This is a genomic window from Micromonospora sp. NPDC049523 (assembly GCF_040676775.1).
Lineage (GTDB): Bacteria > Actinomycetota > Actinomycetes > Mycobacteriales > Micromonosporaceae > Micromonospora_G.
On sequence record NZ_JBFAPP010000005.1, the window covers coordinates 1 to 14,768 of the forward strand.

The 14,768-nt window shown below is 68.5% G+C and carries 14 protein-coding genes, 1 tRNA gene, 1 other RNA gene and 1 pseudogene; 9 read left to right on the forward strand and 8 right to left on the reverse strand.

Going from position 1 to position 14,768, the window contains the following annotated elements; all coding sequences use genetic code 11:
* Positions 1-138: 138 nt before the first annotated feature.
* Positions 139-1,377 (reverse strand): DNA sulfur modification protein DndB, encoded by a 1,239-nt coding sequence (locus tag AB0J90_RS08765; protein ID WP_363593701.1) that lies wholly within the window; start codon positions 1,375-1,377, stop codon positions 139-141.
* 152 nt (positions 1,378-1,529) lie between these two features.
* Here AB0J90_RS08765 and AB0J90_RS08770 point away from each other — a divergent pair.
* Positions 1,530-2,096: pseudogene (locus tag AB0J90_RS08770) on the forward strand (NUDIX hydrolase); the annotation flags it as partial.
* Between the two features lie 35 nt (positions 2,097-2,131).
* On the opposite strand, the gene AB0J90_RS08775 reads toward AB0J90_RS08770, so the two are convergent.
* The 5 genes from AB0J90_RS08775 to AB0J90_RS08795 all read right to left on the reverse strand — a co-directional run bounded on the left by AB0J90_RS08775 (position 2,132) and on the right by AB0J90_RS08795 (position 5,750).
* Positions 2,132-2,668, reverse strand: a complete 537-nt coding sequence (locus tag AB0J90_RS08775; RefSeq protein ID WP_363593703.1) for a hypothetical protein — start codon at positions 2,666-2,668, stop codon at positions 2,132-2,134.
* Between the two features lie 87 nt (positions 2,669-2,755).
* Positions 2,756-3,535, reverse strand: coding sequence for a hypothetical protein (locus AB0J90_RS08780; RefSeq protein WP_363593705.1), 780 nt, complete (start codon positions 3,533-3,535; stop codon positions 2,756-2,758).
* 67 nt (positions 3,536-3,602) lie between these two features.
* Positions 3,603-4,343, reverse strand: a complete 741-nt coding sequence (locus tag AB0J90_RS08785) for a methyltransferase domain-containing protein (protein WP_363593707.1) — start codon at positions 4,341-4,343, stop codon at positions 3,603-3,605.
* A gap of 79 nt (positions 4,344-4,422) precedes the next feature.
* Positions 4,423-5,391 (reverse strand): alpha/beta hydrolase, encoded by a 969-nt coding sequence (locus AB0J90_RS08790; RefSeq protein WP_363593709.1) that lies wholly within the window; start codon positions 5,389-5,391, stop codon positions 4,423-4,425.
* Between the two features lie 53 nt (positions 5,392-5,444).
* On the reverse strand, positions 5,445-5,750 hold the full coding sequence (locus tag AB0J90_RS08795) for an antibiotic biosynthesis monooxygenase (RefSeq protein WP_363593711.1): 306 nt from the start codon (positions 5,748-5,750) through the stop codon (positions 5,445-5,447).
* 156 nt (positions 5,751-5,906) lie between these two features.
* On the opposite strand from AB0J90_RS08795, the gene AB0J90_RS08800 reads away from it, so the two are divergent.
* On the forward strand, positions 5,907-6,815 hold the full coding sequence (locus tag AB0J90_RS08800) for an AraC family transcriptional regulator (RefSeq protein ID WP_363593713.1): 909 nt from the start codon (positions 5,907-5,909) through the stop codon (positions 6,813-6,815).
* Between the two features lie 74 nt (positions 6,816-6,889).
* On the opposite strand, the gene AB0J90_RS08805 is transcribed toward AB0J90_RS08800, so the two are convergent.
* Both AB0J90_RS08805 and AB0J90_RS08810 read right to left on the reverse strand, forming a co-directional pair.
* Positions 6,890-7,339 (reverse strand): hypothetical protein, encoded by a 450-nt coding sequence (locus tag AB0J90_RS08805; protein WP_363593715.1) that lies wholly within the window; start codon positions 7,337-7,339, stop codon positions 6,890-6,892.
* A gap of 219 nt (positions 7,340-7,558) precedes the next feature.
* Positions 7,559-7,646, reverse strand: a tRNA-Ser gene (locus AB0J90_RS08810).
* Between the two features lie 83 nt (positions 7,647-7,729).
* Here AB0J90_RS08810 and ffs point away from each other — a divergent pair.
* From ffs to AB0J90_RS08845, 7 genes are all read left to right on the forward strand, one after another.
* Positions 7,730-7,819: signal recognition particle sRNA small type (gene ffs / locus AB0J90_RS08815), an RNA gene on the forward strand.
* A gap of 185 nt (positions 7,820-8,004) precedes the next feature.
* Positions 8,005-10,635 carry a DNA polymerase III subunit gamma and tau gene (locus AB0J90_RS08820; RefSeq protein ID WP_363593717.1) on the forward strand — a complete coding sequence of 877 codons (2,631 nt, stop codon included), beginning with the start codon at positions 8,005-8,007 and terminating at the stop codon, positions 10,633-10,635.
* Positions 10,636-10,785: 150 nt separating this feature from the next.
* On the forward strand, positions 10,786-11,187 hold the full coding sequence (locus AB0J90_RS08825) for a DUF2752 domain-containing protein (RefSeq protein WP_363593719.1): 402 nt from the start codon (positions 10,786-10,788) through the stop codon (positions 11,185-11,187).
* A gap of 31 nt (positions 11,188-11,218) precedes the next feature.
* Positions 11,219-11,614, forward strand: a complete 396-nt coding sequence (locus tag AB0J90_RS08830) for an RDD family protein (protein ID WP_363593721.1) — start codon at positions 11,219-11,221, stop codon at positions 11,612-11,614.
* A gap of 115 nt (positions 11,615-11,729) precedes the next feature.
* On the forward strand, positions 11,730-12,038 hold the full coding sequence (locus tag AB0J90_RS08835) for a YbaB/EbfC family nucleoid-associated protein (protein WP_326563075.1): 309 nt from the start codon (positions 11,730-11,732) through the stop codon (positions 12,036-12,038).
* A 10-nt stretch (positions 12,039-12,048) separates the two neighbouring features.
* Positions 12,049-12,642, forward strand: coding sequence for a recombination mediator RecR (gene recR / locus AB0J90_RS08840; RefSeq protein ID WP_326561656.1), 594 nt, complete (start codon positions 12,049-12,051; stop codon positions 12,640-12,642).
* A 413-nt stretch (positions 12,643-13,055) separates the two neighbouring features.
* Complete coding sequence (locus AB0J90_RS08845) at positions 13,056-14,735, forward strand: ABC transporter substrate-binding protein (protein ID WP_363593723.1); 1,680 nt, start codon at positions 13,056-13,058, stop codon at positions 14,733-14,735.
* Positions 14,736-14,768 lie beyond the last annotated feature (33 nt).

Here is a 14,768-nt window from a genome sequence, read left to right on the forward strand (position 1 = left end):
CCCGATACGACAAACTCGCCGTCCGCTACCAGGCCGTCCTGACCATCACCGCCATCGGCGAGTGGCTCCGACCGGACTTATAAAACGCGCCCTAGTGGCGCCTTGGCAGCCAAGGCGCCACCGACGATACTGCCTCGATCAGAGGCCGGTGGGGGGATTCTTGTACCAGCCGGCAACAACGTCGACCAGGTGCTGCAGGTTCTGAGTCCGCATGACCGGCGCCGACGCGTTGATCTCGAAGTCCGCGCTGGCCTGGGTCGTTCGCCAGATGCTGGCGCTGGTGACCGGTGCGTTCATGTGCGGGTTGAGCCGCCGGAAGAACTCCGTGATCTCCTCGTCATCGAGATCCATCTCCTGAGTGAAGACGTGGTAGGTGCCAGCCAGTACACGCAGGGTTCCGACCGATCCGAGCAGGGACTGCTGTCGAAGCTGAAGCGGAGCCAGCTTCCCATCCGCGACCGCGGCGAGATCGGTGAACGCTTCGGTGATGCATTCCAGGAACTTGTGGACTGCCTCGGTGACGGCCGCATCGTCGAGTTCGGTCTCGCGCTTCTTGCCGATCCGTCCGGCGACGCCAACGGCGACTGCGCGGGTGAGGTCAGCAACGTGCTTGGCACCCATGAGGTTCGGGTTCTTCGTCGTCATCCGGTCTTGCTCTAGGTCGACACGGCCCTTCATGAGGGCGTGGTCCATGACGCGGTCGAGCGTGCGGTTCGCGATCTTGGAGCCGTCGAATCGGGACCGCAAGGCACTGGAAATGCCCTTGGCGTTGTCGGCGACGTCGACGAACATCTGCCTGCTGCGGATATTGTCAGGTTCGAGGTAGATGTCCAGGCCGACGTACTCGCTATCCATGCGCTGGAGGCGCTGCAGCAGGTCGTCGCGCTGCTGCCGCAACTGGCTCAGGCGGTCTTCGGAGCGGGCGCGCTCGATGTCCTTGTTGATTTTATTGATTTGCTCCGTCAGGGTCTTGATCTCGATGTCGACGCCGAGGATCCGGTGCTGACCGTCGATCGTGCTCAAGGGGGACAGCGCACCGACCGACCAGGGAATCTCCAGATAACCCAGTCGCCCCTCGGGGGCTCCCTCGATCCCGTCAAACTTGCAGCCGCCGTTGTCGCGTGCCAACAGCGCGGGGGCTACCCAGTCGATCTTCCTGTGTAGGTAGTCGCCGAAGTCCTTTGCGTGGCGCCGATCAACCTTTCGGTTGTCTGGATCGGGCTCTTCCGGGTTGGGGACAGGCAGGATGACGCTCAGGTCCGCGAGCGGTACGCGGAGGCTGTAGACGGTTCGTCCACCCTGCGTCGATCGCATGGCGAGGTAGGTGCTGGATCGCTTGACCCCGCTCAGGCGGGTGGGGTCGATCGAGATGGTCACGGGGCTCCTCGGGCACAAGACTTTGACTAGGACAAGAAGGTCCTTGTTGTCGCCGTTAAGAAATTAATCGATGGAATACGCGGTAGTCAACACGATCTAAACGCTGACACGGAGGCCTCCGCCCACCCGTGTCGCTCCTCAATGGAGGCGGGGTGCATGACTGGCCGACTGCTCGGCGCTGTACCCGGTGGACGGTTCATGGCGAGCGGGTCGTGGACGACACCCGGCGGGCGCGGCTGAGTATCGCCGAGGCGGAGTTGCCGGACGGGGTGCGGTTCGAGCAGTACCTGATCCGTGCGCCACGTGCTGCCATGGTCGCCGTACTCGATGAACAGGACCGGCTGCTGCTGATGCGCCGGCACAGGTTCGTCTTCGACCGGTGGGTGTGGGAACTGCCGGGCGGTTACCTCGATGACGGGGAAGATCCAGCGGACTGTGCCGTACGTGAGGTCGAGGAGGAAACCGGCTGGCGGCCGAAGTCCGTCGAGCCGTTGCTGTCCTTCCAACCGTGGGTAGGGACCGCCGACGCAGAGAACCTGCTGTTTCTTGCCCGGCAGGCCGACCACACCGGTACGCCTGTGGACGTGAACGAGGCGGAGCGGGTTGATTGGATCCCGCTCGACAGGTCACGCGAGCTGATCGCCAGGGGCGAGATTGCTGGTGCGGGCACGGTCATCGCCGTACTCGAACTGATCGCACGTCAGGCGCGAGGCGACCTGTGGCCGGGTCACGACGTACGGCCAGCGCAAACGCCTCAGCAGGTGCCGAAGCCCTCGTCGAAGAGTTTCTGGGCGTAGTTGGCGTACCCTGCGACGGTTTTGCGTACGATCCGGCCGTCGTGCAGGAACAGGAAGGCGCGGTCGCCCTGTCGGGCGAGCAGCCCGTCGAACCGGTACGTCCCCTGTGGAGCGGTCAGCGCGGTGGCTGCCGGGTACCGGGCGTGCACGGTGTTGAGCGAGGTGCCGACGGTCACGCCCTCCGGGGTGCGCATCGGCGGGCTCACCCACATCAGCACCAGCCGGTCGTGGTCGAAGACGGGTCCGACCGTGTCGAGGCCGTTGATCTGTCCGGCGCAGTCGGCGGCTTCAGGTTCGGCTTCCAGTACGCCCCGGGCGGTCAGCTCCCCTTCGGTGTCGCCGAACTCGATGTTGCGTACCCCGGACAGGTGGACCACGTCCGGCCCGAATGTCCCCACGGCCGGCTCGTCGGGCATGGTCGGGGCGCTGCCGCTCGCGGACGCGATGAGCGTCGCCAGCAGGAAGCCGATCAGTACCGTTTTGCGGGCTTTCATATATCCCCTCCGGGAGCACAACGGAGCGGACGGCAGAAGGTTGCTGCCTCTATCCACATCCTGTGGATAGAACATGTGTACGACGGATTAGGTTACGCCCCAGTGCTGGTCCTGTTGGACTGTCGTCACGCCGGTCCGTACTGCCCGTGCGATGTCGTTGACGGAGCGTACGTACCCGACCGCCGATCCGGGCTGCGGTGACATGCTGCCGTGCGCGACCTGGTCCCGCAGCCGTCCCAGGCTCGTGATCGCCTGGTACGTCACCGGCGAGATCACCCCGTGGTCCAGCAGCTTCTGGGCCAGCGCCGCACCCTGGCGCCGTACGGCCGCACCGGCCCGGTCCACGAACTCGCCGGTCCGTACGTCGTCCAGCGCCCCGGACATCGCGTCCTCCAGCGCGGACCAGGCGGCGTCCACGGCGTACGCCGGGTTCTGCTCGGCCCGCAGCGCGATGTCCCGGAAGCCGCGGTCGAGCTGTCCGGGCGACCCGGCCGCGGACCCGTTACTGGTCGGGCGGCGCCGTCCCGGTGTGCCGGGCCTGGGCGGGCCGGCGATCGGCGAACCGGTCGGTTCGGGTAGCGCCTCCGGCAGCGGATCGACGCTCGGCCACGGGTTGACCGCACCCGGCCGACCGTCCGGTCGGGCGCCGACCCGGGCCTCTGTCGAGCGGGCGGCCTCGGCCGCCACCGCCTCGCCGACCTGGCGGTCAGCTTCGCCGAACTCGGCGCCGAAGCTGCCGGCGGAAACCGACCGTAGCTGGCTCACCCTGGCTCGCAGTGGCCGGCGGAAGATCACGAGTACGACCACCACCGCTGTCGGCCAGGCCAGGTGTCCGGTCATCTCCGCGACGAAACTCTGCCAACCCACCGGCCGGATTCTTCCGTGACCCACCCGATCCGTCGATAGCTGTCGCCTGTTCCTACAACCCGGCTTCTTACAACTCGGCGACGAGCAGTCGGTAGCCGGCGTCGTACTCCGGCAGGTCCAGCAGGTCGGCGTGGCGCTCGTGCCACCGTCGCGAGGTCAGGTCGGCGGCGAGCCGTTCCAGGCCGGGTCGGATCGTCTCCTCACCGGTCTGCGCCAGCATCGACATGCCGGCCCGTACGGCAGGATCGAGGTACGCCTCCGGCCGACGCCAGTACGCCGCCCCGAACCCGTCGACACAGTCGTGCGGTACGGGCACCACCTCCACCCGGGCGTCGCCGAGCAGTGCGGCGAGCCGGTCCACCGGCACCGCCCGGGTGTCGTCGAACTCCGCCGCCTCGGGCAGATACTCGCTGAGCAGCCAGAACTCGCGCGTCACCTCCTGATCCCAGGTCAGGATGACGATCCGGCGCCGGGCGATCCGCCGCAGTTCGGCGATCCCGGCTTCGAGGTCGGTCCAGTGGTGCACGGTGAGCAGCGCCATCACCGCGTCGGCGGCGTTGTCCTCGATCGGGATGTTCTCGGCGAACGCCTGCAACACCGGGGCGGCGCCGACCGGCCGCTGCTCGATCATCACCGCGCTGGGTTCGATCGCGAGCACGGTCTGCGGTGGCTCGTACGACCCGGCACCGGCACCGACGTTGACAACCGTACGGGCGTCGCCGAGGGCAGCGGTGATCTGGGCCGCCACCCTCGGATCCGGTCGTCTGGTGGTGTTGTACGTCGTACCGATGCTGTCGTAGATGGCCATGTCGCGCAGTCTGCTCCGCGCCCTGCCGGTCACAATCCGCAGCCCGCACTGACTACAAGGTGGGACCGGGGTACCGGGCCTAGGCGTCGGAGGTCGGGCTCAGGACCCGGGTGAGCCAGTCGGTGCGGGTACGGCGAGCCGCTGCCGATACGGGCACCTGCGGGTAGAGGGCGTCGAAGCCGTGGAAGCCGCCTGCCCAGATGTGCAGTTCCGCCTGACCACCGGCCGCCCAGATCCGGGTGGCGTAGTCGACGTCCTCGTCACGGAAGACCTCGGCCGTGCCGGCGTCGATGTAGGTGGTCGGCAGTCCCGAGAGGTCCTCGGCCAGGGCGGGGGAGACATAGGCGGGCACGTCCTCGTCGGCCAGGTCGCCGAGGACCGCGCGCCAGCCGTACTCGTTCATCTCACGGGTCCAGACGCCGGGCTTGGCCTCGTACTGCCGGCTTGAGGTGGTGTCGTTGCGGTGGTCGAGCATGGGGTAGATCAGCATCTGGGCGGCGATCGCCGGGTTGGCGCGGTCGCGAGCCATCAGGGTGACTCCGGCGGCTAGTCCACCCCCGGCGCTGGTGCCCGCGACGACGATGCGAGCGGGGTCGATGCCCAGTTCGTCGGCGTGCTCGGCGACCCAGAGCAGGCCCGCGTAGCAGTCGTCGACCAGGGTCGTGCCGGTGACGTCCGGTGCCAGCCGGTAGTCGACGGAAACCACGACGGCACCGAGCTGGTCGAGCCATTCCAGCGGGATGTCGATCTGCGAGAAGCGGTCACCCATGATCATTCCGCCGCCGTGGACCCAGTAGACGCAGGGTGCGGCCGTGGGGCGGTCGGTTCCGGACGGGCTGAAGATCGACAGGGGGATCTGCGCGCCGTCCGAACCGGGGATGGTGATCTCGCGGTGGGTGGCCGCCCGGCCGTCGAGCAGGGTGTCGACCGGCGTCGGCGGGAACTGGCGGAGCTGCGTCAACAGTTCGGGGCTGAGTGGGGGCATGGGCTGCATCTCGGCGAGCAGGGCGCGCAACTCAGGGTCGAAGTCGGGGCGTACGAGGGTCATGGCCTGGTCCTTTGGGGGGTGTCGGATGTTGCAGGGGAGAAGTTGCCGGGAGCTCAGAAGGCGGCCTTGCCGCCGACCGGGACCTCGTCGGAGTACCGGGACTCGCCGTCGAGCAGCGGCTGGAGCTTCGCGACCAGTTCCTTCGCCTGGTCGGTCGCGAAGAACCGGCTGTGCGCCTCCTGGCTGGTCCAGCCCTCCGTCACCGAGACGATGTCGGGGTTGCTGGCCGAGCGGCTGATAAGGAAGACGACGCAGTCCTCGTTCGGCAGCGACGGTGCGTTGAGCAGGAACTCGACCAGTTCGTCACCCTTGCCGGGCTGGGCGGTCATGGTGGCGTGGAAACCGTGGTTGACGCTCATGGGGGTTGTCCCTCCAAGTCGTGGAGCCGTTGTGCTCCGGTGATGTCGACCCACCAATCAAATCAGCGCCACCAGGAGAAACGTTAGAGCGATGCTCTCGATCTCTTGCCTAATCCTACTGTTGCAGAGAGGATCGGTTAATGCTTCAATCGGTTCATGGACCATCTCGACGAGCTGCGTGACCTGCTGGCCCGCCACGCCCGCCCCGACATGAGCACCGCCATCGAGGGCGTGCTCATCTCGAAGGTCGAGCGGCCGTACCCGCCGTCGCCGGCCATGTCCGGCTCGGTGATGGCGCTCATCGCGCAGGGCGCCAAGCGGATCGGGCTGGGCGACCGCGTGTACGAGTACCGCGCCGGGCAGTACCTCGTTGCCTCGGTCGACCTGCCGATCACCGGCCACTTCACCGAGGCCACCCCCGAGCAGCCGGCAATCGGCCTCGGTCTGACCCTGCACTCGGCAACCATCGCCGAACTGCTGCTCCAGGCGGCCCCCGGAGACCTCCCGCCCGCCGGCAGTGGCGCGCCGTCCGGCATGGCCGTCAGCGACGCACCTGACGAGCTGCTCGACGCGGCGATCCGGCTGGTACGCCTGCTCGACCAGCCACGCGACATCGCGGTGCTCGCACCGATGATCAAACGGGAGATCCTCTGGCGGCTCATCGCCGGGGAACAGGGCGCCGCCGTACGTCAGCTCGGTCTCGCCGACAGCAGTCTCACCCACGTCGCCCGTGCGGTCCGGTGGATCCGCGAGCACTACGCGCAGGCTTTCCGGGTGGAGGACGTGGCGCAGCGCTCCGGGATGAGCGTCTCCGCCTTCTACCGCAACTTCCAGGCGGTCACCGCGATGAGCCCGATCCAGTTCCAGAAACAGATCCGGCTACAGGAGGCCCGATTGCTGCTAGCAAGCCACCCCAACGACGTCTCCGGTGTCGGCCTCCGGGTCGGCTACGACAGCCTGTCGCAGTTCAGCCGCGAATACCGCCGCCAGTTCGGCGCTCCTCCCAGCCAGGACGCCGTACGCCTGCGCGGCCTGACGCCCAGCACCGCACCAGCCCTGGTGTGACACCCACACGACGACGCGAGGGCCGGCCCGTGCGGGGCCGACCCTCGCGTTCTGCTTCACCCATACGGGCACGGTCAGCCGTCGATGCTGGGCCACTCCAAGCTCGAGCAACTCGACTGGATCAGGTTGTCCTGCCCGTCGACCAGGCAGATCTTGAGCCCGATGACCTCGTTCGCCGCGACGTTGTTCGGGAAGATCGAGTACGGGTCGTAGATCAACTGGCTGTTCGCGCCGCCACCGTTGTACTTCGTGCCGAGGTACTTCCCGTGCAGCCATGCCCAGACCTGTACGCCGTGACCGTCCGCCCGGAGGTCGCGGATCACGAGGTAGTCGTCGTTGTTGCCGCCGCCGGGCGCACCGGGGCCGTAGTCGACGAAGTCGACCGCGCCGCCGAGCCGGGAGTCGCCGGTGTAGACCGTGTAGTCGTCGTTGCCCGCGGCAGCCGCCGGGCCCGTGCTGGCCAGGATCGCGGTCGCTACCGCCGCCAGCGGCAGCAGCACCCGCATCGCAAGGTTTCGTCGCATGTCCGTTGCACTCCTCTGCTTCGCCTGCTCCGGCCCCTCGGTCGGTGCCGATTGCCTAGAGCCTGGCGGTGCCGGCTTGCCGAGACCTTGGACGGAATCTTGAATCGCATGGTCGACGCATTCTCGATCTTCATCGATCTTCAGGTGAGCCGAGGAGGCCCCGGAACGACATCGGACCGGTCCCTGAGGGGCCGGTCCGGTCGTTCTGCCTGGTGGTGCTGGCGGAGGATACGAGATTCGAACTCGTGAGGGTGTAAACCCAACACGCTTTCCAAGCGTGCGCCCTAGGCCTCTAGGCGAATCCTCCGCCGGACAGAGTACAGGTTCCGGCGGAATCTCCCACCCGGCACCTCCCCGGAAGATCGACGCCCGGTCGGGTAGAGTCAGCGGTACCCCCCGTGTGGCGTCACCCTGTGAACCTCCCCAGGGCCGGAAGGCAGCAAGGATAAGCGGGCTCTGGCGGGTGCACGGGGGGCCTTTGCGTCCTGGTGCCGGTTTCCGGCCCACCCAGCGTGTCCACGACCGCACCGCCCGAGTCGCCAGCGGGCCCCTGGTCAGCGCCCCGGAGCGCCAACAATCGCCCAACCTGTCCGTCGAGGGCGGGGCGAGGTGGCCGTACGGGGCGGCGCAGCGGAGAATGGCTCGGTCGAGAGGAGGCGGGACGAGTGGCACTCGCGCTCTACCGCAAGTACCGGCCGCGCACCTTCGCCGAGGTGATCGGGCAGGAACACGTCACCGAGCCGCTGTCGCAGGCACTGCGTACGGGCCGGCTGAACCACGCGTACCTCTTCTCCGGGCCACGTGGCTGCGGCAAGACCTCCAGCGCCCGGATCCTGGCCCGCTCGCTCAACTGCGAGCAGGGGCCGACTCCGGAGCCCTGTGGCGTCTGTGACTCGTGCCGGTCGCTGGCCGGGGACGGTGCCGGATCGCTCGACGTGATCGAGATCGACGCGGCCAGCCACGGTGGTGTCGACGACGCGCGTGACCTGCGGGAGCGGGCCTTCTTCGCGCCGGCCAACAGCCGATTCAAGATCTACGTCATCGACGAGGCGCACATGGTCTCGTCGGCCGGCTTCAACGCCCTGCTCAAGCTGGTCGAGGAGCCCCCGGAGTTCGTCAAGTTCATCTTCGCGACCACCGAGCCGGAGAAGGTCCTCGGCACGATCAAGTCGCGTACGCACCACTATCCGTTCCGGCTGATCCCGCCGGGTGTGCTGCGGCCGTACCTGGAGCAGTTGACCGAGGCCGAGGGCGTCAAGGTCGAGCCGGCGGTGTTCCCGCTGGTGGTCCGCGCCGGTGGCGGCAGCGCCCGGGACTCGCTCTCCGTACTGGACCAGCTCATCGCCGGTGCCGGTCCGGAGGGGGTCAGTTACGCCCGCGCGGTCGCCCTGCTCGGGGTCACCGACGCCGCGTTGATCGACGAGATGTGCGACGCGCTGGCCGCCGGTGACGGCGCCGCCGCGTACGGGACCGTCGACCGGGTGGCCGAGGCGGGGCACGACCCTCGCCGCTTCGCCACCGACCTGCTGGAACGGCTCCGTGATCTGATCGTCCTGCAACAGGTGCCGGACGCGGCGGCGAAGGGCCTGATAGACGGCCCGTCCGACCAGATCGAGCGGATGACCGCGCAGGCGCAGAAGCTCGGCCCGGCGACCCTGTCCCGGTGCGCCGACATCGTGCACAACGGCCTGGTCGAGATGCGTGGCACCACCGCACCCCGGCTGCTGCTGGAGCTGGTCTGCGCCCGGATGCTGCTACCCGGTGCCGACGATTCCACCGGCGGGCTGTTACAGCGGTTGGAGCGGATGGAACGTCGGCTGACGCACGTCGGTGATCTCGGTCCGTCGGCCGCCGCCGGTTCCGCACCGGTCACCGATCCCGCTCCGGTACGACCGGCGCCTGCCGTACCGTCCACGCCGGTTGCCGCGCCAGCGGGCCGGGCACCGGAATCCGCCCCGTCCGAGCCGGCCTCGTCGGCGTACGGCTCGGCCGGCTCGTCCGAGCCCGCTTCGGCGTCGGCCCGGCGGGCGGTGCAGCCCTCGGCGGTGATGCCCGATCCGGCCACCCCCGACCCGGTGGCTCCCGGCTCGGCCGCCCCCGGTGTGCTGGACGCCGCAGCCGTCCGCCGGCAGTGGGGCGACGTCGTCGGCATGATCAACCGCACCCACAAGCGCATCGCCGCCCTGGTACGCGACGCGGTGGTCCGGGACCTCGACGGCAACACCCTGGTCCTGACGGTCAAGTCGCCGGTGCTCGCCCAGATGCTGGTCAGCAACGTCGAGGTGGTCACCGAGGCGATCTACCAGGAGTTCGGGGAACGCTGGCAGATCCGGTGCGAGGTGGCTGGTGACCACCGCTCGGCGGGCGCCTCCGCCGGCCCGCGCCCCGCTCCGGCGGCTCCAACCGCTCCAACGGCTTCGACGGCTCTAACCGCTTCGACCACTCCAACGGCTCCAACCGCTTCGACCACTCCAACGGCTCCAACCGCTTCGACCACTCCAGCGGCTCCGGTGCGGGACACCGCGCCCCGTGACGTACCGGTCCGGGAGGCAGCGCCCCGAGAGGTGGCGGCGGGGCCTCGGGGCTCGGCGGCGGGGGGTGCCCCGGTGGCTCGGGAGACGGCACCCACTGATTCGCCCCCGTGGGACACGACAACCGGCACCGCCGCTGGCAGCACACCCGGCAGGGAGAGCGCGCCGGCCGGGCGTACCGGTGGTGGGTCGGGGCGGGCGGTCACCGCTGCTCCGGTGAACGGCGCGGGTGACACCGACTGGCCCGAGGCCGCACGCCCGGGCGGGGCGGCGGCCGTACCGGCGCCCGCCTCCGGTGGGAGCGACTGGCCGGAGCCGGCCCGTCCCGGTGGAGCCAACCCGGTGGCGGCTCCTCCGACCGGAGGTCGGCCGGATTCCGTACCGGTGGCTCGGGTGGACAGCGCACCGGCGGCCCCGCCGGCTTCGACGAACGGTTCCGTACCCGGTGCTCCGGTCGGGAACGCGCAGCCGAGCGCCGGTCTCGCGGCCGCGCGCGCGGCGGCGGCCGGTCGTGGTCCCAAGCCCCAGGCGGCCGTGCGTACGGCGGACCGGGACTGGGCCGGCGATCCGCCCTACGACCCGGACTACGACGGACCGGCCCGTGCGGCCGGTGGTGGTTACGAGGGTTTCGATCCGGGTGACGAGCCGCTCGACGAGGTGGTGGACGAGCGGACCGCGCGGCAGACCAGTGAGCAGCAGGCGATGGAGTTGCTGCGCCAACAGCTCGGTGCCGAACGGATCGGCGACATTGACAACACGAAGTAGCCACGGTCCGAAATCGGTCGTTCGGTTGCTGGGGAACGCGACCACGGTGAATGCGCCGACTGTCCACTCAAGACTGGCTGAATATGGGTCAGCGGAGCGGGTGCGGATCTCTTAAGATCAGCCGCCCCCTCTCTCGAATGGTCAGGAACAGTGCGGCGAGAACTCTCGGTGCCGGAGCGACTCGGCCTTTTCGGCCTCTCGGTAGCCCCGGTGGCGGCGGTCTGGCCGTGGTTGACCGACAGTACCGGGTTGGGTACGCCGTGTCCGCTGCGCTGGCTGACCGGAGTGCCCTGTCCCGGTTGCGGTCTCACCACGGCCGCGGTCGCACTGGTTCACGGCGACGTCGGCGGCGCGTTCCGAGCTAATCCGGTGATCTTCGGCCTCGCCGCACTGGCGGTGGCCGTGGGTCCGGTGCTCGGGCTCCGGGCGGTCGGTGTGCTTTCCGCACCGGTTGCCTGGTCGGCTCGGGCCCGCCGTCGGATGGGTCGGGGGGTGGTCCTGCTCGCCCTGGCGAGTTGGGTTTTCCAATTGATTCGGCTCGGCGTCGGCTGAGCAACCCCCCTTTCTTAAGGAGCACCCCTTGATGTTCGCCAACTGGGGCATGCGCGTCGGCGCATACCTCATCGACGCCCTGGTCACGGCGCCGTTCTACGTGATCGCCGGCGTCCTCACCGGAGACGACGGGACCCCCGGCCCGATCTCCTTCGTGTTCTACCTGCTCGGGCTCGCGGTGCACGTTTACAACCGCTGGATTCAGGCGGGCAAGACCGGTCGGAGCTGGGGCAAGCAGGCGCTCGGAATCTCGCTGGTCGCCGAGGCCACCGGGCAGCCGATCGGCGCCGGCAAGGCATTCCTGCGCGATCTCGCGCACATTGTCGACGGCATCATCTGCTACATCGGCTACCTCTTCCCGATCTGGGACGCGAAGCGGCAGACCCTCGCCGACAAGATCATGAGCACCGTGGTCGTGAAGGGCTGAAACACCCGGCCGGTCGCGGGCGGGTCCAACCGCCCGCGACCGGCCGCACTAGGCTGGGCACGACCGCTATTTGCTCGACCGAGGAGTCGCCGTGCGTCCGGGTGGACAGCCCAATATGCAGCAGATGTTGAAGCAGGCGCAGAAGATGCAGCAGCAGCTCGCGGTGGCGCAGGCGGAGCTGGCCGAGGCGGAGCTGACCGGCACTGCCGGCGGCGGCCTGGTCACCGTCACGATCACCGGCGCCGGCGAGATCACCGCCATCAAGATCGACCCGAAGGCGGTCGACCCGGAGGACGTCGAGACGCTCGAGGACCTGGTGCTGGCGGCCGTACACAACGCCAGCGAGGCGGTCCGGAAGCTGACCGAGGAGAAGATGGGCCCGGTCACCGGCGGCATGGGCGGCCTCGGCCTGCCCGGTTTCTGAGTCCCCCCAGATGTACGAGGGTGCGATCCAGGATCTGATCGACGAGTTGGGGCGGCTGCCGGGCGTGGGCCCGAAGAGCGCTCAGCGGATCGCGTTCCACGTGCTGTCGGCCGACCCGGCCGACGTCACCCGGTTGGCCACCGCCCTGCGGAAGGTCAAGGAGCTGGTGCGCTTCTGCACGAGCTGCTTCAACGTGGCGGAGTCCGAACAGTGCCGGATCTGCCGCGACCCGCGACGCGGTGCCGAGGTGCTCTGCGTGGTCGAGGAGCCCAAGGACGTGGTGGCGATCGAGCGGACCGGTGAGTTCCGGGGCCGCTACCACGTGCTCGGCGGGGCGATCAATCCGTTGGAGGGGATCGGCCCGGACAACCTGCGGATCCGCGAGCTGATGGCCCGCCTCGCCGACGGTGAGACGAAGGAACTGATCCTGGCGACCGATCCGAACACCGAGGGCGAGGCCACCGCCACCTACCTGGCCCTGCTGGTCAAGCCGATGGGCATCTCGGTGACCCGGCTGGCCAGTGGCCTCCCGGTCGGTGGCGACCTGGAGTACGCCGACGAGATCACCCTGGGCCGCGCCTTCGCCGGCCGCCGTACGGTCTGACAAGTCCCCGCGGAGCCCGCGGACCCGACAGCCCGCCGACCGGCCGACTTTGCTCGCCGGTCGGCGGTCTCGTATCGGCCGGGCCGTCCGTTCCGGGCGGGGTACGCGGGGCCGAGTGCCGCCGTCGTGACACCCCGCCCGCAGTGTGCGCTGACCGCGCGCTCAGCCCCGATCCCGCCCCGTGGCCGGGTTCCGGCCCGGTTCCGCCGGTCACCTGCGAACGTCCGGTCTGGCCGATGATGTGACAGGGGCGGTTGAAGTGTGCTGTCTGCCGTTATAGATCCTCTTCTAGGTGTCGGCTTGGTAGAGATTCCAAAGCAGGCGTTCCGTTCGAGGTCCCAGGGCCATTAGCCTGCCGCACACGGACCGTGCCAAAACCCCGGCGTTGGTCATGCGCATGACAGAGGTGAGAGATGCAGGCGAGAGGGCTCAGGTCGGCGATCGCCGTCGCGGCCGTTGCCGTGATGGCCGCCGGCGCGGCGGGATGTGCGGCAAGTGACCGGGAAGAGGGCGGAGAGGGAACCGCATCGGGCGGTACCTTCATCTTCGCCGGTGCCGGTGACCCCAAGAACTTCGACCCGATCTTCAACGATGACGGTGAGTCGTTCCGGCCGGTCCGCCAGATGTTCGAGACGCTGGTGACCCACAAGCCGGGCACCGCCGACGTGGTCGGTGGCCTGGCCGAGAGCTGGGAGCACGACGCGTCCGGCAAGGTCTGGACGTTCAAGCTGCGCAAGAACGTCAAGTTCCACGACGGCACCGCCTTCAACGCTGCCGCGGTCTGCTACAACTTCGACCGCTGGTACAACATGAAGGGCGCCGCGGCCCAGAGCCAGATGCTCTACTACCAGGACGTCTTCGGTGGTTTCGCGACCAACGAGGCGGAGACGGCCGGTAAGTCGATCTACGACAAGTGCGAGGCCAAGGACGAGGGCACCGCGGTCGTCTCGCTGAACACGTACAAGGGGGCCTTCCCCGGCGCGTTCGCGCTCACCTCGCTCTCCATCGCCAGCCCGGAGGCGTTGAAGAAGTACGACGCCGACAAGGTGACGCAGAGCGGTGACTCGTTCGAGTACAGCGCCTTCGCCAACACCAACCCGGTCGGCACCGGCCCGTTCACCTTCGGCGGCTGGGACAAGGCGAAGAACGAGATCACCCTGAACCGCTACGCGGACTACTGGGGCGACAAGGCCAAGGTCGACAAGGTGATCATCAAGGTCATCAAGGACGAGACCACCCGTAAGCAGGAGCTGCGCGCGGGCACCGTCCAGGGCATCGACTTCCCGGCGCCGGCCGACCGTAAGGCGCTGGAGACCGAGGGCTTCCAGGTTCTCAACCGCCCGGCCTTCAACATCCTCTACCTGGGCATCAACCAGAAGAACAACCCGAAGCTCGCGGACCTGCGGGTGCGTCAGGCGCTCGCCTACGCGCTCAACCGTGAGCAACTGGTCCAGACCAAGGCGCCGGGTGGCTCCAGTGTGGCCAGCCAGTTCCTGCCGGACACCGTGCTCGGTTACGCGCCGGACGCCCAGAAGTACGAGTTCAACCCGGACAAGGCCAAGCAGCTCCTCAAGGATGCTGGCGCCGAGGGCATGACGCTCAACTTCTACTACCCGCCGGACGTCTCCCGGCCGTACATGCCGAACCCGCAGGAGATCTTCACCGTTCTCGCCAACGACCTCCAGGCCGTCGGCATCAAGGTCAACGGTGTGCCTCGCCCGTGGAACGGTGGCTTCAAGGACGACGTGCAGCAGTTCGGCAAGCACGACCTGCACATCCTCGGTTGGACCGGCGACTACAACGACCCGGGCAACTTCGTCGGTACGTTCTTCGGGCGGGCCAAGCCGGAGTTCGGTGACGAGAAGATGACCGACATGTTCGCCGCCATCACCGCCGCCGACGCGACCGTCGACGAGGCCGGCAAGAAGGCCGCCTGGGAGCAGGTCAACCGGGACATCGCCAGCAAGTGGCTGCCGGCCATCCCGGTCTGGCACGCGCCGCCGGCGATCGTCGTCACCAAGGACGTCAAGGGTCTGGTTGCCAGCCCGCTGACGGCCGAGGAGTTCAACACGGTGACTGTTTCGGCCAGCTGACCCAGCGGTCACCCCGCGTACAGCTGCGGCCCG

Coding starts and splice junctions, on each gene's coding strand:
- AB0J90_RS08775 (WP_363593703.1), bottom strand. CDS start 2,668: ATGAAAGCCCGCAAAACGGTACTGATCGGCTTCCTGCTGGCGACGCTC.
- AB0J90_RS08785 (WP_363593707.1), bottom strand. CDS start 4,343: ATGGCCATCTACGACAGCATCGGTACGACGTACAACACCACCAGACGA.
- AB0J90_RS08790 (WP_363593709.1), bottom strand. CDS start 5,391: ATGACCCTCGTACGCCCCGACTTCGACCCTGAGTTGCGCGCCCTGCTC.
- AB0J90_RS08795 (WP_363593711.1), bottom strand. CDS start 5,750: ATGAGCGTCAACCACGGTTTCCACGCCACCATGACCGCCCAGCCCGGC.
- AB0J90_RS08800 (WP_363593713.1), top strand. CDS start 5,907: ATGGACCATCTCGACGAGCTGCGTGACCTGCTGGCCCGCCACGCCCGC.
- AB0J90_RS08805 (WP_363593715.1), bottom strand. CDS start 7,339: ATGCGACGAAACCTTGCGATGCGGGTGCTGCTGCCGCTGGCGGCGGTA.
- AB0J90_RS08830 (WP_363593721.1), top strand. CDS start 11,219: ATGTTCGCCAACTGGGGCATGCGCGTCGGCGCATACCTCATCGACGCC.
- AB0J90_RS08835 (WP_326563075.1), top strand. CDS start 11,730: ATGCAGCAGATGTTGAAGCAGGCGCAGAAGATGCAGCAGCAGCTCGCG.
- recR (WP_326561656.1), top strand. CDS start 12,049: ATGTACGAGGGTGCGATCCAGGATCTGATCGACGAGTTGGGGCGGCTG.
- AB0J90_RS08845 (WP_363593723.1), top strand. CDS start 13,056: ATGCAGGCGAGAGGGCTCAGGTCGGCGATCGCCGTCGCGGCCGTTGCC.